The following is an 18,436-nucleotide window of genomic DNA, read 5'->3' as shown; positions in this document are numbered from 1 at the left end:
GCCCTGCGGGGCTCGAACCCGCGACCTGCGGATTAAAAGTCCGTAGCTCTACCAACTGAGCTAAAGGCCCAACGCCCAACCATCTTAGTAGGTCAAGCTCAAGAAAAGGAAATGGCCCCCGCCAGTGCGGCGGGAGCCCTCACGCGTGCGTTTTAGCCGCGCATATCGCCCTTCTCAGCGAAGCGGATCTGGAAGTCGAAGGCCGTCTTCAGATCGTGCGGGGTGTGCTGGAACTTGTTCTTCTTGGCGCGCTCGAAGTACTCCTCCAGCAACGGACGGTAATCCGGGTGTGCCACGGAGATGACGCGCTCCACGCGCTGGGTCGGAGCCAGGCCACGCAGGTCGGCGACACCGTACTCGGTGATGATGACCATAGCGTCGTGCTCAGTGTGGTCGGTGTGGGAGACGAAGGGCACGATGGCGGAGATGGCGCCATCCTTCGCCACCGACGGGGACACGAAGGTAGAGATGTAGGCGTTACGGGTGAAGTCACCAGAGCCACCGGTGCCGTTCATGATGCGGGAGCCGCCGACGTTGGTGGAGTTGATGTTGCCGTAGATATCGGCCTCAATCATGCCGTTGGAGGAAATCAGGCCCACGCGGCGGATGACCTCCGGGTGGTTGGAGACCTGCTGCGGGCGCAGGATGATGTGCTTGGCGTAGCGCTCAGCCTCAGCGTTCATCTTCTCCGCGTACTCCGGGGAGAGCGCGAAGGAGGTGGCTGAAGCCATGGTCATCTTGCCGGCGTCGATAAGGTCGAGCATGCCGTCCTGGATAACCTCGGTGTAGGCCTGGATGTTCTCAAACTTGGAGTCCAGCAGACCGGCCATCACGGCGTTGGGCACGTTGCCCACGCCGGACTGCATGATGAACTTGTCGTACTCCAGGCGGCCAGCGGCCACCTCGCCCTCGAGGAAGTTGATGAAGTTGGCGGCGATCTTCTCGGAGATGGCATCCGGCGCCTTGAAGGGAGCGTTGCGGTCCGGAGCGTTGGTCTCGACAACGGCGACGACCTTCTCCTTAGGGATCTCAATGAACGGGGTACCTACGCGGTCACCCGGCTTGGTGATCGGGATCGGCTGGCGGTTCGGCAGCTTCTCGATGCGGTAGATGTCATGCATGCCCTCGAGGTGCTCGGACTGCCACTCGTTGATCTCAATAATGATCTTGTCTGCGGCCTCGATGTACTCCAGGTTGTTTCCCACTGCGGAGGACGGGATGATGTTGCCGTCCTCGGTGATGCGCACGGCCTCGATGATGGCCAGCTGGAAGTCGCCGTAGAAGCCCTCCTCAACCTGCTGGCCGGACTGGGAGAGGTGCACGTCCTGGTACAGGGCGGAACCGTCGTTGAACTTGCCGCGCAGGGTCGGGTCAGAGTTATACGGGGAGCGGAAGCGGATAGCGTCGGCCTCAGCCAGAACACCGTCGCAGTCCGGGGCGGTGGAGGCGCCGGAGAAGATGTCGATGGCGAACTCCTCGCCCTTCTCGTGTGCGGCCTTGGCCTTGTGAGCAATGGCCGTCGGCAGAGCCTTGGGGTAACCAGCACCGGTAAAGCCGGAGATGCCCACGCGGTCACCGTGGTTGACAAACTTCGCGGCCTCGTCAGCGCTCATGACGAGCTCCTTAAACGGCGCGTATGCAATCCTATCGGACAAGATTAAGCCTCCTTTGAAGAAAGGCACGACCCAGGTTACGGCCATGCCCGTTTAGTTACATGCACCACACTAGCGAAGTCGCACAAGATTTACAGAAATCTTCACAAAAGTGTGTACCCAATATTTACACCCGTTTTGTTCAGGTGCCTGGACTTGCTTGCGCATTGCCCCACGACGCACAATGAGCGACGTGAATCTTGCGATCGGAAAAATCCAGCTCAACTCCCCCGTGGTCCTTGCCCCCATGGCGGGAGTTACCAACGTTGCCTTCCGCACGCTGTGCCGCGAGCAGGAGATCGAAAAGACCGGTACGGTCTCCGGGCTCTACGTGTGCGAGATGGTTACCGCGCGGGCCTTGGTGGAACGCAACGAAAAGACCATGCACATGACCACCTTCGGCCCGGACGAGAATCCGCGCTCGCTACAGCTCTACACCGTGGACCCGGAGTACACCTACCAGGCCGCCAAGATGATTGTGGATGAGAACCTGGCGGATCACATCGACATGAACTTCGGCTGCCCGGTTCCTAAGGTGACCCGCCGTGGCGGCGGTTCTGCCCTGCCGTACAAGCGACGCCTCTTTGGCAACATCGTCGCCGCCGCGGTCAAGGCCACCGAGGGCACCGACATCCCGGTCACGGTGAAGATGCGCGTGGGCATCGACGACGAACACCACACACACCTCGACGCAGGACGCATCGCCGTCGAGGAGGGCGCGGCCGCCGTGGCCCTGCATGGCCGCACTGCCGCGCAGCGCTACTCCGGCCACGCCGACTGGGGCGAGATCGCGCGCCTCAAGGAGCACCTGGCGGATACCGGCATCCCGGTGTTGGGCAATGGCGATATCTTCAAGGCCACCGATGCACGCGAGATGATGGAGCAGACGGGCTGTGATGGTGTCGTCGTCGGGCGCGGCTGCCTGGGCCGCCCGTGGCTCTTCCCGGAGCTCTCCGCCGAGCTGCGCGGCGAGCCCATCCCGCCGGAACCCACCCTGGGCGAGGTCACGCGCATCATGATCCGCCACGCCGAGCTTTTGGCGCAGCACGACGGCGAACGTCACGCCAGCCGCGATATCCGCAAGCACGTGGGCTGGTACCTACGCGGCTTCCCGGTGGGCGGCTCGGTGCGCGCGGGGATGTCCAAGGTGGAGTCCATAGACAATTTGCGCGAGCTGCTCGCACCGTGGGCGGAGTCCACCGCGCTTGCCGACGACGCCGATGGTCCCCGCGGGCGCCAAGGCTCACCGGCCAAGGTGGTCCTGCCCGAGGGCTGGCTGGATGACCCCGAGGACTCCACTGTGCCGGTCGGCGCAGAGATCATGCACTCCGGCGGCTAACAGTTGACAGATAATTCATATTTGGTCTAGAGGCGTGGAGGGGGTCACGTTGACGCGCGCTAGACCAAAAAATGCGCTAACGTTCTGCACATGCGCGTCGCTTACCGTGAACAGATGGACAACTTCGCACACGATCTCATCATTCTGTGCGATACCGTCAATACGATCATGTCTCAGGCCTCCGAGGCCCTCCTCGAAGCTGCCCTGCAACCTGCCGAGGAAGCACTCTCCCTCCGCGACGATCTCGATGAAATCCGCGGCCGCTGCGAAGAGCGCGCCGTGTCCTTGCTGGCCCTGGAAAACCCCATGGCCAAGGACCTGCGCCAGGTGGTAACCTCCATCTACATCGTGGAGGATCTCTACCGCATGGGCCGGCTGGCCCAGCACATCGCCACTGCCGCCCGGCGCCGCCACCCGCAGCCAGTGGTCCCGTCGGACTATATGGGCTACTTTGAGGAATTTGCCCGCCTGATTGCGGACATGTCCCACGGCCTGCGCGAGATCCTCGTGGACCCTGACCCGGACGTGGCTCTACGCATGGCTACTGACGACGACGCTGTGGACGACATCAACCACCACCTGCTCACCCTGCTCACCCAGCGCGAGTGGCGCGGCAGCGTGCGCGAGGCCGTGGAGACTGCCCAGCTGACCCGCTACTACGAGCGCTTCGGGGACCACTGCGTGTCTGTGGCCGGGCGCCTCATCTACTTCAGCACCGGCCTGGACCCCGAACAGTACATGGCCAAGCTCGACGAGCAGCAGAAAGACGCCGAATTCGAGGCTCGCATGCAGCAGCTCGAGCGCCAGTTCTACCGCTAGAGGAGCGCTCCAAATAGAACAACGCCCACCGCACACGGTCTCTGGTGGCTGTGTGGGTGGGCGTCGTCAAGCACGCGGCCTGCCGGCCGCGTCGCCGTGAGGATTAGCCGAAGCGGCCGGAAATGTAGTCCTCGGTGTCCTTCTTGGAGGGGTTCTCGAAGATCTTGGTGGTGTCATCGAACTCCACCAGGTGGCCCGGGCGGCCGGTGGCCTCCAGGGAGAAGAAGCCGGTCTTGTCGGAAACACGAGCGGCCTGCTGCATGTTGTGGGTCACGATGACGATGGTGAAGTTTTCCTTCAGCTCGTGGATGAGGTCCTCCACGGCGAGGGTGGAGATCGGGTCCAGGGCCGAGCAGGGCTCGTCCATGAGCAGGACCTCGGGCTCCACGGCAATCGCGCGGGCGATGCACAGACGCTGCTGCTGACCACCGGAGAGGCCTCCGCCCGGCTTATCCAGGCGGTCCTTGACCTCGTCCCAGAGGTTTGCGCCGCGCAGCGACTTCTCGGCGACCTCCTTCAGCTTCTTCTTGTTCTTCTCACCCGCCAGCTTGAGGCCAGCGACGACGTTTTCCTCGATGGACATCGTCGGGAACGGGTTCGGCTTCTGGAAGACCATGCCAATGGTGTTGCGCACGGAGACCGGGTCAACCTTGGGGGCGTAGATGTTTTGGCCGTCGAGAAGAATCTCGCCCTTGACGGTGGCGCCGGGGATGACCTCGTGCATGCGGTTGATGGTGCGCAGCACGGTGGACTTGCCACAGCCAGACGGGCCGATGAAGGCGGTGACGGCCTGGGCCGGGATGTGCATGTTGACGTTCTGCACGGCGTGGAAATCGCCGTAGTAGATGTTCACGTCATTGAGCTCAAGCTTGGACATGAGGGGTTGCTCCTGTGATTGTGCGGGGGTGTGATTACTTCTTGACGGAGAACTTCGCGGAGATGATGCGAGCACCGATGTTGAGGACTGCAATGATGAGCACCAGCGTCAGTGCCGCGCCCCACAGCTTGTCCAGCACTGCCGGCTGGGCACCGGACTTGTACATGTCCAGCATCATCAGCGGCAGCGACGACTGAGCACCGGAGAAGGCGTCCCAGTTGATGGAGGAGGTCGAGCCCACGAGCACCAGCACCGGTGCGGACTCACCCATGACGCGGGCCACGGCCAGCATGATGCCGGTGACGATGCCGGACAGGGCCGTCGGCAGCACGATGCGGGCGATGGTCTTCCACTTGGGAACGCCCAGCGCGTAGGAGGCCTCGCGCAGATCCATGGGGACCACGCGCAGCATCTCCTCGGTGTTGCGCACGACGATCGGAATCATGAGCAGCACGAGCGAGAGGGCCACGGCCATACCGGAGCGGTCGAAGCCGAAGAGGGTGATCCACATGGCGAAGACGAAGAGCGCCGCGACGATGGAGGGAACACCGGAGAGGATGTCCACCATGAAGGTGGTAACACGAGAGAGCCAGCCACCCTTGGAGTACTCCACCAGGTAGATGGCGGTGAAGATGCCAATCGGCACAGAGATGATGGTGGCGATGACCGTCTGCACGAAGGTACCAACCATGGCGTGGGCGGCACCGCCGCCGGCCTCGGTATCGAGGATTCCGCGCTGGGAGGTGGTCCACCAGTCGGCGTGCAGGATGGCACCCGAGCCGCGCGCGATGAGCTCCCACAGGACCCACACCAGTGGGATCATGGCGAGGATCATCATCGCCCACACGATGACGGTGGCGATGTTATTGGTCAGCTTGCGCCCGGCAGAAATGTCCAGGAAGGTGGGGCCGGAGGAAGCCGGCATTGCGTCAGTCTTGGTAGTCATTGGTACTGCCGCTCCTTACTTCTTCTTCACGATGGCTCGGGCGATGGCGTTGACCAGGAAGGTCAGCAGGAACAGCATCAGGCCGGCGGCGATGTAGGCGCCCGCGCGCATCTCGTTACCAAACTCGGCGGCGGCCAGTGCAATCGCGGTGGCGAAGGTGGTACCACCGTCGAAGAGGGAGAAACGGAAATCGATGAGCGGGGAGACAACCATGTATAGCGCCATGGTCTCACCCAGCGCGCGGCCCAGGCCGAGCATGGAGCCGGCGATGTAGCCGGACATGCCGAAGGGCAGCACGGTCATGCGGATGACTTCCCAGCGGGTGGCACCCAGGGCAAGCGCAGATTCGATCTGGCCCGGAGGGGTCTGGACGAAGACCTCGCGTGCGGTGGCGGCGATGATCGGGAGGATCATCACGGCCAGCACGATGCCACCGGTGAGGATGTTGCGGCCGGTGGAGAAGTTCGGGGAGTTGTCATAGACCTTGAAGAGGAAGAAGCTTCCGCCCCAGGACTCGATCCAGGTGTAGAACTTGGACAGCGCCGGGCCGAGGACCTGCCAGCCCCACAGACCGTAGACGATGGAGGGCACGGCGGCGAGCATGTCCACCAGGAAGCCCAGCGGCTTGACCAGGCGGGCCGGTGCGTAGTTGGACAGGAAGATTGCGATGCCCAGCGCGACCGGCATGGCGATAATCAACGCCACCACGGAGATGAGCACGGTGTTGCCAAAGAGCGTCGGAATGCCGAACTGCATGGCGTCGGTGTCGTTGGTGTCCCAACGGCCACCGTAGGTAAAGAAGCCGACGAGGCCGCCCTCGTTCACCGCGAGCGCGGGAATGGCGCGCCACAGCAGGAAGGCCGCGATGGCCGCGATCATCACGGTGATGAGGGTCGCGGAGGCGGTGGAGAGGAACTCAAAGACGCGGTCGCCGGGACGCTTGACCGCCTTGGAGTCGGTACCCAGGGCTGCCTGCGAGGCGTCAGTGGTGCTCAGCCCGGGCTGGGTTGCTACTGGGGCACCCTGCTCGGCTGACGACGCCGTGGTGAGGTTGTTGTCTGCCATGAGACTACGAAATCCTTTTCAACGAAAAGCTTAAATTCTCAAATGTGGGACATACCACCGCCCCCAAAGTCGCTCACACGGGGCGGTTTGGGGGCGGAAGTGCACTTCAGAGTACTGAAGGCTACTGGATGGCCTCGACGGCAGCCTTCAGGCGCTCGAGGTGGTCACCGGAGACCGGGATGAAGCCAGCAGCCTCGAGGTCAGCGTTCTGGTTATCCAGGACGGTGTTGAAGAAGGCCTTGACCAGAGCGGAAGTCTCCTCATCGTAGCCAGCGGAGCACACGATGTTGTAGGTGGTCAGGATGAGCGGATAAGCGCCGTCATCCTTGGAGGAGAAGAGGGCTTCGGAGTCAACGACCATGTCGTGCTCGGAGTTGGTCTCCTTGAACTTCAGGTTGTCCAGAGCAACGCCGACGGACTCGTTGGAGAGCTCAACCGGGCCGTTGCCGAAGTCGATCTTGGCAATCTTGACGCCGTCAGCTTCCTTCTGGTGTGCGTAGCCAGCCTCGACGTAGGTGATAGCGCCCTCGATGGAAGCGACCTGGTCAGCAACACCGGAGGAACCGTTAGCACCCTCGCCGACGGAGTCCGGGAACTGCTTGCCCTCGGAGTCCCAGTTGCCGGTGGCGGTGGAGAGGAACTTCTGGAAGTTATCGGAGGTACCGGACTCGTCAGAGCGGAAGATGACGGTGATGTCCTTGTCCGGAAGGTCGGTGCCCTCGTTCTCAGCCTTGATGGCGTCATCATTCCACTTGGTGATCTCGCCCTTGAAGATCTTGGCCAGGGTATCAGTGGAGAGGTTGACCTCGGTGTCTCCCAGGTTGTAGGCGATGGCCACCGGGCCGATGGTGGTGGGCAGGTGCCATGCGTCGTTGCCCTCGCAACGCTCCTTAGCTGCCTCAACCTCGCCCTTGTCCTCCTTCAGAGCGGAGTCAGAACCAGCGAAGTCAACGGTGCCGTTGGTGAAGGCCTTGACGCCAGCGCCGGAGCCGGAGGAGGTGTAGGAGAAGTTAGCGTCCGGGTAAGCGCCCAGGAAGGCCTTCTCAAAGACGGACATAGCGGACTTCTGGGAGGATGCGCCTTCACCAGAGAGGTCGCCGGAAACGGAAGAATCGCCACCCTCAGCGCCGCCGGAAGCGGAGTCAGAGGACTCGGAGCAGGCAACGAGTGCGGTGGAGGTTGCGGCGATGAGGCCAAGTACTGCGGCGGAGCGCTTGAAGTTGCGAATCACAGGGAAACCTTTCCGGTGCGGATAAGAAGAGAATGTTTCAATCCGAGGCCATCACATCCCCTTCCTGGAAGCCCCGCCTGGAGACCCCCGTGGAAGCCCCTCCTTGAGGCGCCCAATTACGGGCGTGATGAACTCACGGGAAGTAAAGCTATCCGCGGCGGGTTAACCGCAAAGGTATCTTCAGGTGAACAGCAGGTGAATTTGTCCGCGTGGCCGGTGAGTCTAGTCACGTTTTGCCCACACACAGTGGGATTCTGCGATCTGGAAGCCTAGGCGCTCGTAGGCCTTGACCGCCGGGGCGTTGTCCTCTTCGACGTAAAGGATCACCCGCTCCGCGCCCTTGGACTGCATGCGGTTGAGCCCCGCCGAGAGCAAGGGCGCGCCCAGGCCGCGCCCGCGGAAGTCGCTACCGAGGCCCACGACGTAGACCTCGCCGAAGCCCCCGTGCCACTTGGTCCAATGGAAGCCGGCCAGCCGGGGGCTCTCCCCCGCTGCCTTATCTCCAGCTGTCTTATCCCCAGCTGACGCACCCTCAGCCTCCCAGAGGAAGATGAGATCCTGCGGGTCAAACCACTCGGCCTCCATGCCGCGGTGCAGGCGCTCCATGTCCCAGCCGCCCTGCTCCGGGTGCCAGGAGAAGGCCTCGTTGTTCACGCGCAGCCACTCGGCTTCCACGCGCTCGCGCCCCCAGCGCTCCACGGACTCGGCGTAGTTGAGGATTTCCATGCCCTCCACCGTGGGCAGCTCTGCGGCCTTCTGCAGATCCGCGCCCTCGATGGCCATGACCAGCAGGGTGCGCACCACCTCTAATCCGTTCTTGGTGGCCAGCGCCTGCGCGCCCGGCAGGTTGCCGTGGGCCCACAGCTGCGGCGAGGTGAGTGAGGTGTGGGAAGAAAGGGCATCGTAAAGCGCCTGCCCCACCCCGGCGCGGCGGTGCTCGGGGTGCACCACCATCTCCACCTGGTCGCCGTCGCACGCGGCCGCGCCCAGCAGCGTCTCGCCCGCGCTGGCCACCAGGTGGCGGTGGCCCAGGCGGGTGTCCTCCAGACCGAGGAGGAATTGCTCGGACAGCGGCGCGATGCCATCGGCCTGCTCGGCCTCGCGCGCCAGCGCGGCCACACCTTGAGCCAGCTTTCGGTTCTCCGGCAGCGTGGTGGATTCGATTCTCACGTTCGGTGTATTCACGTCTTCGGTATTCATGCCTTCCGTATTCATGGCTACCAGGGTACGTGCGGTACAAATAGAAAGGTGACTGTTCTCCGTATCAACCGCCACGTGGCCCACCTCGGTGTGGCCGTGGCCGTCGTCGCCGGCGCCTGGCTGGCCGATTCCACCGTGGCGATGCACGCAGAACATCAGGTATCCCAGCGTGCCAAGAAGACCTCGCGCCTGGAGGATAGCCCCAACGTCTACATCGGCGGACTGCCGGTGAGCGCCGCGTTCTTCACCAAGGAAATTCCCTACATGGAGGTGCAGTCCACCGACGTCGAGGTGCCCAAACTGGGCATGGTCAACGCCTCGACCACCCTGCGCGATATCACCATCCGGCCCGAGCAGCTCTTTAGCGGGGACTTCGAGGGCTCACCGGTATCCACCTACAGCCGCAGCATCAGCCTCGACGGCGTGGCGCTGGGCCGGCTGCTGGGGATCACGGATCTCTCCATTGCCAATCCCGATGACATTTCCCCCATGGGTGGGCCCTCCGCGGAGGCGGAGCTGACGGGCACCTTGCCGGGGGATACACACAAGTCTACGGCCAAGGTCACGCTGCGCCTGGTGGGCGAGCACTTCCACATGAAGGTCTACGGCACCGACGACGAGCGCCTGCACAAGGCCTTTGGCCTCAACTTCGATACCCGCCAACTGCCGCTTCCCGCCCAGGCCACCTCGGTGAAGCTGCAGGGCGGCTCCATCACCTTCGAGGTGCAGCGCCGCAACATCACGCTCAAGGCCGCCCAGCTCTCCCCGCTGGAGATCGAGGGCTCGGAGCAAAAGGCCATCGAGGATGCCGCGCAGAAGGCCGAGGACACCGCCTCGGAGGTGGGCAGCGCGCCCACCACCCCGCCGAGCTGGCGCCGAAACACCAGCGACTAAAAACCTTCAGCCAGCAGCGAGGGCTAGATAGAGATCAAATCCCTGAGCACCTCACGCCAGCTGCGCTGGTGCGGCGGGCGCGGATCCTTCGGCGCGAAGACCTCTAAGGCATTGGGCACGGACTCCAAGTGCACGTGGGAAAACTCCCCCTCCAGCTCGCCATCGGCCTGGAAGCGGTGCGGAACCGGGCAGGAGAGATCCACCCACTCGGCGTCCTCGAAGGGCAAGATACGGGTATCCGTGATCTTGGCCAGGTAGTGGCGCTGATCCACGCCCAGCAGGTGCATGACACCCACCAGTCCACTCACTCCGCCCAGGGAGGCCACGCCAAAGAGCGCCAGGCCCTTCTCAAAGGAATTGCGCGGGTTGGTCACCACCGGCAGCGGGCCGAGGAAGGTCCACGGGTTGGTGTTGGAGGTAAACATCAGCGGCACGTTGTGGGCCACGAAGTCCGCGCCGTCGTGGGAACCCGCCCGCACCGTAATCCGCGGCGGGGTGATCCGGGCGCGCGCGTAGGTCTGCCAGGTCACCGCGAGGTAGCGCAGCGGGGTGGCGGCAAAGCCCTTCTCACGGGCGCGGTCCACGCGTGCTAGGACGTCGGCGTCGATGCCAAAACCCGCGTTGACGGCGAACCAGCGCTCATTCCACGTGCCCAGGGAAACCTCACGGCGAATATCGTTGTCCAGCAAGCGCGCCAGCACATGCGCGGCCTCCACCGGGGTGTTGGGAAAGCCCAGGGCGCGCACGAAGACGTTGGCCGAGCCCGTCGGAATCACCGCCAGCGCCGGAATCTCGTGGGTGCGCGGGGCTTGGTGCCCCACCGGGCCGAGCAGCCCGTTGACAATCTCGTTGACGGTGCCGTCGCCGCCGAAGACCACGATGACGTCGTAGTCCTCGCGGCTTAAGCCGCACACCATCTCCTCGGCGTGGCCGGCGTAGTGGGTGAACTGCGCGCGCAGGTGCAGCCCCTCGACGCCCCGCAGCACCGGCAACACCTGCCGGAACATGGCCGCGGACTGGCTCGTCGAGTTCGGGTTGGAAATCATCAACGCTCGCATGACCCCCTAGCCTAGTGGTTTCTGACGCCCGCACACGACTAGGCTGGTTGCCCATGAGCGAAAACCAATCTCCCAAGATCAACGGCAACGATGCCGTGAACCAGGCCGCTGAGGCCTGGAAGGACGCCGCCTCTCGCAACATCCCCGCCATCGAGGTGGCAGAGAACCCCCTGCCGCACGACACCGCCAACCTGCGTCAGGGCCCCTCGCTGCACGACGGCCTCCTGGCCCTGTTGCCGCTGGTTGGTGTGTGGCAGGGCGAGGGCCAGGCCCACGATGTTGACGGCAACCAGTACGCCTTTGGCCAGCAGCTCATCATCGCCCACGATGGCGAGAACTACCTGACCTATTCCTCGCGCACATGGAAGATCGATTCCGAGGGCAACCCGGCCGGCACCGACGTGCGCGAGAACGGCTTCTGGCGCGTGTCCCCCAAGGACGAGCTGGAGGTCACCTACACCTCCTCCAACGGCATCAATGAGATCTTCTACGGCTCGCTGTTCAACGAGCGCGCCTGGCAGCTCGAGTCCGCCTCCACGATGGTCACCGAGACCGGCCCGAAGAATCTGGGCCCGGGCAAGCGCATGTACGGCCTCATGCCCAACAACAACCTGGGCTGGGTGGACGAGCGGCTTATCGACGGCGAAATGCGCCCCTACATGTCCGCCGAACTGACCCGCGTAGCTGGCTATCGCGCTAGAACCGGATCCGCGCTATCGCGCGAGCGCAGCATCGATCAGGTCCCGGATGGCCTCCACATCGTGGCCCTCCGGGGCCTTCAGTTTCTTGTCATTGAGCTTGGTCACGCGCACGGCGGTGCGCACGGAAGAAACCAGCCACAGCGAGTCCGCACGCAGCAGATCCTCCACGGTCATTTCCTTGGCCTTACAGCGATAGCCCTGCTGCTGGGCGTACTCGAAGAGCGCCTCCTGCGTGGTGCCCGGCAGAATCCCGGGCGCTAGCGGGGTGCGCAGCTTCTCTCCCTTGACGGCCACCACCGTGGAGGTCGCGCCCTCCAGCACCAGGCCCTCCTCGGGCGTGGTAAAGATGACGTCGTCAAAGCCACGCTCACGCGCCAGGCGCAGGGTGGCCATCGTGGCGGCGTAGTTGAGGGTCTTGGCCGGCAGCTCCTCCGCCACCTGCCACAGGCGCGGGGTGGTCATGACCTTGACACCGCTGGCGCGCTGGGCCACCACCGTGGGGTCGATGGGCTGGACCACCACCCAGGCGCTGGGGTGGCCTGTGGAGGCCCGCCCGCGGGTATAGGTCCACGTGCACTTGGCTTCCTCGCAGTCCTCGCCGGCCTCCCCGCAGTACTCGGTCACGGCCAGGCGGGTGGCCTCCTCCCATTTCTCCATGATGGGCTCCGGCAGATCCAGCGCCTTGGCGGACTGCACGAAGCGCTGCGCGTGGCGTTGGAGGTTGGCTACCTTGCCGCCGCGCACGAGGAGGGACTCAAAAATGCCGTCGCCGCGGGTGACGGCGGCGTCATCCCAATACACCAGCGGCAGGGAGGGCATGTGTCTGCGCACTGAGCCTCCGTAGGGTTCCACTACATAGATGACCGGCTCTTTCCTGCGCGTGAAGTCCATATCCCTGATTATGCCCTACCATCGGAGGGCGTGAGTTACTCTTCGCCGCTTCTTTCCCGTCCCTCCGCCGCCCAGTTGCAGGATGCCAGCGCTGCTGAGCTTCTCGATGCCCTCGGGGTGGCCTGGCACTACGGCAACCCGCTGGTAGAGCAGCGAGCCGCGGAGACTGGCTCGGCCATCATCGACCGCTCGCAGCGCCGCGTGCTCAAGGTCGATGGGCCGGACGCCGCCGTCTTCCTCAACAATCTTCTCTCGCAGAAGCTTGACGACGCCCCCGATGGCTTCCACGCCGGCGCCCTCGACCTGGACATCCAGGGTCACGTGCTGCACCAGATGAATGTGAGCCGGCAGGGCACGGCCTTTTACCTCGATGTCTCGGCCGCGCAGTTCGATTCCCTCCTGGACTTCCTCACCACGATGGTCTTTTGGTCCGAGGTCACCGTGGAGGAGGCCGATCTCGCCGTAGTCACCGTGCTGGGCGCTGCGCTGCCCGCACCGCAGGCCGCCGTGCTCACCCGCCCCGTGCAGTGGCTGGGGGTGTCCCGCACCGACTTCCTTGTTCCGCGCGCACAGCTAGCCTCTGCCGTGGAGGAGCTCGAGGCCGCCGGCGGCACACTGGCGGGCCTGATGGCCTATACCGCCGAGCGCGTGCGCGCCCGCGAGCCCGAATTCGGCGCTGACCTGGACTCAAAGACCATCGCCCACGAGGTTCCGCAGTGGATCTCCCGTGGGGAGGGCCCCGAGAAGAACCCGGCCTTCGTGCACCTCAACAAGGGCTGCTACCGCGGGCAGGAGACCGTGGCGCGGGTGGAAAACCTCGGCCGCTCCCCGCGCCTGCTGGTCATGCTCTATCTCGACGGCTCCGCCCCCACTGCCCCGCAGATCGGTGCGGAGATCACCCTCGGCGGGCGCCGCGTGGGCCGGATGGGCACCATCGTTGAGGACTGCGACTACGGCCCCATCGCCCTGGGGCTGGTCAAGCGCAGCGCGCTGGCGCAGGGCGCCGAGCTTCTCATCGGTGAAACCGCCGCCTCGGTGGAAGAGGACTCCATCCCGGATGATGAAGGCCCCAAGGCCGGTCGCGCCGCCGTGGATAAGCTGCGCGGCAAGTAGGTCAAGCAGTGGCAATGTGCTCTTTTTTAGCTTAAAGCGACTCTTACCACTATTTTCGGCGCTGCTAGGGGGTAGTTCGGAATTTTTTCGTCACACAGGCTATTGTGTCTAACAGGAAGATATACATTTGATTAAGCCGATGGGGCGTCCGAGAATCCCTGGACTGCCCTACACACCTCAAGGGGGTCATGCACATGGGACGCGGACGCGCAAAGGCAAAGCAGACCAAAGTTGCACGCCAGTTGAAGTACAATTCGCCCGAGATGGATCTGGATTCGCTCCAGCGGGAGCTTGCCTCCCAGAACGCGGGCAACTCCGCTCACGATGAGGACGACGAATACGCTGAGTACGTCGACCGCTGGGCGGATGATGATGACGATGAGGACGAGCGCTAAGCGCTGAGAGCTCCTCACGCAGCGGAGCTTCCCCGCTGCCCCATACATTGCACAGCCGGAGCTCAACCCGGTCATCGCAGTTGTATGAATAAGGCCGATACTCCCCTTCCGGAGTATCGGCCTTAAGTGTATGCGCCTCAGCTGTGTCTACCGCTAGAAGTTCGAGTGCTCACCGTGCATGATGACGCGCGGCTCGCCCTCGGCGGACTCACGCACGGTACCCAGCTCCCAGGCCTCAACGTGGCGGGCAGCCATCATGGCCAGAGCGCGCTCACGATCCTCCGGGGAGACAACGGCGATCATGCCCACGCCCATGTTAAAGGTCTTCTCCATCTCTTCCAGGGCCACCTTGCCCACAGAGGAGATGGTCTTGAAAATCTGGCCCGGGGTCCAGGTGGAACGGTTCACGTCAGCAGTCAGGCCCTCCGGAATGACGCGCTCCAGGTTGCCGGCCAGGCCGCCGCCGGTGACGTGGCAGAAGGTCGACACCGCGCACTCGGCGGTCAGCGCCAGGCAGTCCTTGGCGTAGATGCGGGTGGGCTCCAGAAGCTCCTCGCCCAAGGTGCGGCCGAGATCCTCCATGTAGCCGTCGAGAGGCAGGCCAGCCTGCTCCAGCAGGACGTAGCGGGCCAGGGAGTAGCCGTTGGAGTGCAGGCCGGAGGAGCCCATGGCGATGAGCACGTCACCGTCGCGCACCTTGTCCGGGCCCAGCAGCTCCTCGGCCTCCACAACGCCCACGGCGGTGGCGGAGACGTCATACTCGTCCTCGCCCATCACGCCGGGGTGCTCGGCGGTCTCGCCGCCCAGCAGCGCGGCGCCGGCCTGCACGCAGCCCTCCGCGATGCCCTTGACAATCTCCGCAACCTTCTCCGGCACAACCTTGCCCACGGCGATGTAGTCCTGCAGGAAAAGCGGCTCGGCGCCGCAGACCACGAGGTCATCCACGCACATGGCTACCAGGTCGATGCCAATGGTGTCGTGCTTGTCCATGGCCTGGGCCACGGCCAGCTTGGTGCCCACGCCGTCGGATCCAGCGGCGAGGATGGGCTCGTTGTACTTGCCCAGCTTGAACAGGCCAGCAAAACCGCCGAGGCCGCCCATGACCTCCGGGCGGGTGGCGCGCTTAGCGTGCGGCGCGAAGAGGGTGACGGCACGGTCGCCTTCCTCGATGCTGACGCCGGCGGCTGCGTAGGTGTTTTCGCTCATGGTGGAAGTTCCTTACTTGGTAGTCGAGCCCTGCAGGGTACGCACGGCCTCAGCATTGGGGTTACCGGCCGGAAGGCCGAGGGGGTAGACGCCGTCGAAGCAGGCGGTGCACAGCTCGGTGCGCGGCTGCTGGGTGGCCTCCACCATCTCCTCGATGGAGACAAAGCCCAGGGTGTCCGCGCCAATGGCGTCGCAGATGGTCTTGCACACCGCGTCCAAATCCTCGGAGGGATTGGCGTTGGCAATGAGCTCGCCCGGGGAGGCGAAGTCAATGCCGTAGAAGCACGGCCACTTCACCGGCGGGGAGGCGATGCGCACGTGCACCTCGGCGGCACCGGCCTCGCGCAGCATGCGGATGAGCGCGCGCTGGGTGTTGCCGCGGACGATGGAGTCATCCACCACCACGATGGACTTGCCCTCGATGACCTCGCGCAGCGGGTTGAGCTTGAGGCGGATGCCCATCTGGCGCTGGGACTGGGTGGGCTGGATGAAGGTGCGGCCCACGTAGGAGTTCTTCACCAGGCCGTGGCCGAAGGTGATGCCGGATTCGCGGGCGTAGCCCACCGCGGCCGGGTTGCCGGACTCCGGCACGGGGATGACCAGCTCGGCGTTCGGGGCAGGGTACTCGCGCGCCAAACGGCGGCCAATCTCCACGCGCGTAGCGTTGACGGAGCGCTCCTTGATGGTGGTATCGGGGCGCGCCAAGTAGACGTACTCGAATACACAGCCGTGACGGGTGGGCTCGGCGAACTTCTCGGAGCGGATACCGGCTTCGTCGATAGCCACCAGCTCGCCCGGCTCGATCTCGCGAATGAACTGTGCGCCCACGATGTCCAGCGCACAGGTTTCCGAGGCCACAACCCAGCCCTTGGGCAGACGGCCCAGAGACAGCGGGCGCACGCCGTGCGGATCGCGGGCAGCGTAAAGCGTGTGGCCGTCAGTAAAGGTCAGGCAGAACGCGCCCTTGACGCGCGGCAGCAGCTGGCGGGCGGAGTCGAAGACGGAGTTGTTCTCATTGACGCCATCAGCCAGCAGCATGGACAGGCACATCGAGTCGGAGACGGATTCCTCGGCAGGCTTGACCAGGCCGCGCTTGACGGCTTCCTCGCGCAGCTCCAGGTAGTTGACCAGGTTGCCGTTGTGGCCCAGCGCGATGTCCACGCCGCTGGGCGAGGTGCCGAACATCGGCTGCACGTTGGACCACTCCTTGCCGCCCGCGGTGGAGTAGCGGGTGTGGCCCACGGCTACGTCGCCCTGCAGGGAGGAAAGGATGGACTCGTCAAAGATGTTGGCCACCAGGCCCATGTCCTTGAAGACGACGATGCGGTCATCGTCACCGACGGCGATGCCGGCGGCCTCCTGGCCGCGGTGCTGGAGCGCGAAGAGGCCGAAGTAGGTCAGCTTGGAGACCTCCTCGCCCGGCGCCCACACGCCGAACACGCCGCATTCTTCACGGGGTTCGGGCTCGTTGTGATCATCCAGATGATCAGCCGAGTGATTAGCGAGATCATCAGCGCGGTCGGTGGAAGGGTTAGTGATACGGGGATCGTGTTCAGCTATCACGGCGCTTATCCTAGCTGTTTTGGCCTGTGGAAACTAACGGAATGATGGGCAGCCAGGCGGCGATTTCCCCAGAACGGGAGCCGGAGGCGTCCACCTTGCCGGAGCGCACCGCCTCCTGCCAGCCCAGCGCGCCGGTGGCCAGCTGCAGCCATGTCAGCGGATCGGTCTCCACCACATTCGGCGGAGTGCCGCGGGTATGGCGGGGTCCTTCGATGCACTGAACGGCCACAAATGGGGGCACCCGCAGCTCCACGGAGTGCCCGGGGGCGTCGGCCTCCAGCGTGCGGGCGGTAGTACGGGTGGCTGCAGCCAGCGCGGCCCTACCAGGTTTTTCCACCTCGTCGGGGGTGAGGATCCACTCCCGGATCTCCTCAACGGCCGCGCGGGTGGCGTGTGGATCGACGGGCTTCTTCATTTCTTCAGCGTCCTTACTGATAGCTTTTTAGCCATGCCTCCTATTCTTACGGATGACGTGAACAACGAAAAGTCCCCCTCCATCACGCTGCGTTTCATGGCCGCGCCTACCGACATCACCCTGGCGGGCGCCCAAGGCATCGGCGGCGGCCGCGTCCTTGAGTGGATTGACAAGGCCGCCTATGCCTGCGCGGTGCAGTGGTCCGGCACCTACTGTGTTACCGCCTACGTGGGCCACATCCACTTCACTCGCCCCATCCCCTCCGGCCACATCGTAGAGGTACGCTCGCGTATCGCCATGACGGGGCGCTCCTCCATGCACATCGTCAACGAGGTGCTCTCCGCAGATCCGCGTGAGGGCATCTTTACCCGTGCGTGCGACTGCCTGGTGATCTTCGTGGCCAAGGATCCGGATACCGGCCGGCCCACCCCGGTGCCCACCTTCGTGCCGGAGACCGATGAGCACCGCCGCGTGTGGGAGGCCGCCGAGTCCCGCATCGAACTGCGCAAAGCCATCGAGGCGGAGATGGAAAAACAGACCTACGACGGGCCTTCCGACGCCCCCCGCATGGTCACCCGCTTCCTGGCCAAGCCCACCGACGTCAACTGGGGCGGCAACGTGCACGGCGGCACCGCGATGGAGTGGATCGACGAGGCCGGCACCGCCTGCACCATGGAGTGGTCCGGCGAGCACACCGTGGCGGTCTATGCCGGCGGCATCCGCTTCTACCGCCCGATTCACATCGGCGATCTCATCGAGGTCGATGCCCGCATGATGCGCACCGATACCCGCTCGATGCAGATGTCTATTCACGTGCGCTCCGGCAACCCGCGCGGCGGCCGCGAGCAGCTGCAGACAGCCATCCACGCCACCGTGGCCTACATGGCCATGGATAGTGACTGGAATGCACTGGCTGCCCGCCAGTTCACCCCGCGCACCGACGAGGACAAGCGCCTGTGGGAACACGCCGGAATCCTGCGCGGCCTGCGCGGCCAGTACTCCCCGAAGCCGCTGGTGGTGGCCCCCAACCACCAGCACATCGACTAGCGCCGCACTTCGCCTCGCCCCGTA

17 protein-coding genes and 1 pseudogene are annotated in these 18,436 nt (G+C 64.4%); 7 read left to right on the top strand and 11 right to left on the bottom strand.

The genetic code is table 11. From position 1 onward, the window contains the following. Positions 1–152: 152 nt before the first annotated feature. On the bottom strand, positions 153–1,655 hold the full coding sequence (locus tag Q4E25_RS07485) for a succinate CoA transferase (protein WP_303155958.1): 1,503 nt from the start codon (positions 1,653–1,655) through the stop codon (positions 153–155). A 181-nt stretch (positions 1,656–1,836) separates the two neighbouring features. On the opposite strand from Q4E25_RS07485, the gene dusB reads away from it, so the two are divergent. Both dusB and Q4E25_RS07475 read left to right on the top strand, forming a co-directional pair. Continuing rightward, positions 1,837–2,991: a tRNA dihydrouridine synthase DusB gene (gene dusB, locus Q4E25_RS07480; protein ID WP_303155956.1), complete on the top strand. Its 1,155-nt coding sequence runs from the start codon at positions 1,837–1,839 to the stop codon at positions 2,989–2,991. Positions 2,992–3,081: 90 nt separating this feature from the next. Beyond that, positions 3,082–3,810: a phosphate uptake regulator PhoU gene (locus tag Q4E25_RS07475; RefSeq protein ID WP_303155953.1), complete on the top strand. Its 729-nt coding sequence runs from the start codon at positions 3,082–3,084 to the stop codon at positions 3,808–3,810. A gap of 103 nt (positions 3,811–3,913) precedes the next feature. On the opposite strand, the gene pstB is transcribed toward Q4E25_RS07475, so the two are convergent. From pstB to mshD, 5 genes are all read right to left on the bottom strand, one after another. Then, positions 3,914–4,687 (bottom strand): phosphate ABC transporter ATP-binding protein PstB, encoded by a 774-nt coding sequence (gene pstB / locus Q4E25_RS07470; RefSeq protein WP_303155951.1) that lies wholly within the window; start codon positions 4,685–4,687, stop codon positions 3,914–3,916. 34 nt (positions 4,688–4,721) lie between these two features. Beyond that, a complete protein-coding gene (gene pstA / locus Q4E25_RS07465) occupies positions 4,722–5,633 on the bottom strand; it encodes a phosphate ABC transporter permease PstA (protein WP_303155949.1) in 912 nt (303 codons plus the stop codon). Between the two features lie 15 nt (positions 5,634–5,648). Then, a complete protein-coding gene (gene pstC, locus Q4E25_RS07460) occupies positions 5,649–6,698 on the bottom strand; it encodes a phosphate ABC transporter permease subunit PstC (protein WP_303155948.1) in 1,050 nt (349 codons plus the stop codon). A gap of 121 nt (positions 6,699–6,819) precedes the next feature. Further along, positions 6,820–7,929 (bottom strand): phosphate ABC transporter substrate-binding protein PstS, encoded by a 1,110-nt coding sequence (pstS, locus tag Q4E25_RS07455; RefSeq protein WP_303155947.1) that lies wholly within the window; start codon positions 7,927–7,929, stop codon positions 6,820–6,822. A gap of 222 nt (positions 7,930–8,151) precedes the next feature. Next, a complete protein-coding gene (gene mshD / locus Q4E25_RS07450) occupies positions 8,152–9,099 on the bottom strand; it encodes a mycothiol synthase (RefSeq protein ID WP_303155945.1) in 948 nt (315 codons plus the stop codon). 78 nt (positions 9,100–9,177) lie between these two features. Here mshD and Q4E25_RS07445 point away from each other — a divergent pair, with 78 nt between their 5' ends. Then, positions 9,178–10,023 (top strand): DUF2993 domain-containing protein, encoded by an 846-nt coding sequence (locus Q4E25_RS07445; RefSeq protein ID WP_303155944.1) that lies wholly within the window; start codon positions 9,178–9,180, stop codon positions 10,021–10,023. Between the two features lie 23 nt (positions 10,024–10,046). Here the strand turns inward: Q4E25_RS07445 and Q4E25_RS07440 are convergent, their stop codons facing one another. Further along, a complete protein-coding gene (locus Q4E25_RS07440; RefSeq protein WP_303155942.1) occupies positions 10,047–11,081 on the bottom strand; it encodes a diacylglycerol kinase family protein in 1,035 nt (344 codons plus the stop codon). A gap of 53 nt (positions 11,082–11,134) precedes the next feature. Here Q4E25_RS07440 and Q4E25_RS07435 point away from each other — a divergent pair. Continuing rightward, a pseudogene (locus tag Q4E25_RS07435) lies at positions 11,135–11,770 on the top strand (FABP family protein); the annotation flags it as partial. Positions 11,771–11,794: 24 nt separating this feature from the next. On the opposite strand, the gene Q4E25_RS07430 reads toward Q4E25_RS07435, so the two are convergent. Beyond that, positions 11,795–12,673: an aminodeoxychorismate lyase gene (locus Q4E25_RS07430; protein WP_303155939.1), complete on the bottom strand. Its 879-nt coding sequence runs from the start codon at positions 12,671–12,673 to the stop codon at positions 11,795–11,797. A gap of 30 nt (positions 12,674–12,703) precedes the next feature. Here Q4E25_RS07430 and Q4E25_RS07425 point away from each other — a divergent pair, with 30 nt between their 5' ends. Both Q4E25_RS07425 and Q4E25_RS07420 read left to right on the top strand, forming a co-directional pair. Further along, positions 12,704–13,786, top strand: a complete 1,083-nt coding sequence (locus tag Q4E25_RS07425; RefSeq protein WP_303155936.1) for a folate-binding protein YgfZ — start codon at positions 12,704–12,706, stop codon at positions 13,784–13,786. A gap of 194 nt (positions 13,787–13,980) precedes the next feature. Continuing rightward, positions 13,981–14,181 carry a DUF3073 domain-containing protein gene (locus Q4E25_RS07420; RefSeq protein WP_303155934.1) on the top strand — a complete coding sequence of 67 codons (201 nt, stop codon included), beginning with the start codon at positions 13,981–13,983 and terminating at the stop codon, positions 14,179–14,181. A 153-nt stretch (positions 14,182–14,334) separates the two neighbouring features. Here Q4E25_RS07420 and purM read toward each other — a convergent pair whose 3' ends face one another. From purM to Q4E25_RS07405, 3 genes are read right to left on the bottom strand one after another with little or no spacing between them, the layout of a single operon-like run. Then, positions 14,335–15,387 carry a phosphoribosylformylglycinamidine cyclo-ligase gene (gene purM / locus Q4E25_RS07415; RefSeq protein WP_303155933.1) on the bottom strand — a complete coding sequence of 351 codons (1,053 nt, stop codon included), beginning with the start codon at positions 15,385–15,387 and terminating at the stop codon, positions 14,335–14,337. Between the two features lie 12 nt (positions 15,388–15,399). Next, positions 15,400–16,926: an amidophosphoribosyltransferase gene (gene purF / locus Q4E25_RS07410; protein WP_303155967.1), complete on the bottom strand. Its 1,527-nt coding sequence runs from the start codon at positions 16,924–16,926 to the stop codon at positions 15,400–15,402. A 34-nt stretch (positions 16,927–16,960) separates the two neighbouring features. Then, positions 16,961–17,365, bottom strand: coding sequence for a sterol carrier family protein (locus Q4E25_RS07405; protein ID WP_303155931.1), 405 nt, complete (start codon positions 17,363–17,365; stop codon positions 16,961–16,963). Between the two features lie 33 nt (positions 17,366–17,398). Between Q4E25_RS07405 and Q4E25_RS07400 the strand changes: the two genes are divergently transcribed. Then, positions 17,399–18,412 (top strand): acyl-CoA thioesterase, encoded by a 1,014-nt coding sequence (locus Q4E25_RS07400; RefSeq protein ID WP_303155928.1) that lies wholly within the window; start codon positions 17,399–17,401, stop codon positions 18,410–18,412. Positions 18,413–18,436 lie beyond the last annotated feature (24 nt).

It is taken from the genome of Corynebacterium sp. (assembly GCF_030532325.1).
In the GTDB taxonomy this organism is placed as follows: domain Bacteria; phylum Actinomycetota; class Actinomycetes; order Mycobacteriales; family Mycobacteriaceae; genus Corynebacterium.
The sequence above is the reverse complement of the archived record's forward strand: the minus strand, read 5'-3'. Positions and strand labels throughout refer to the sequence as shown.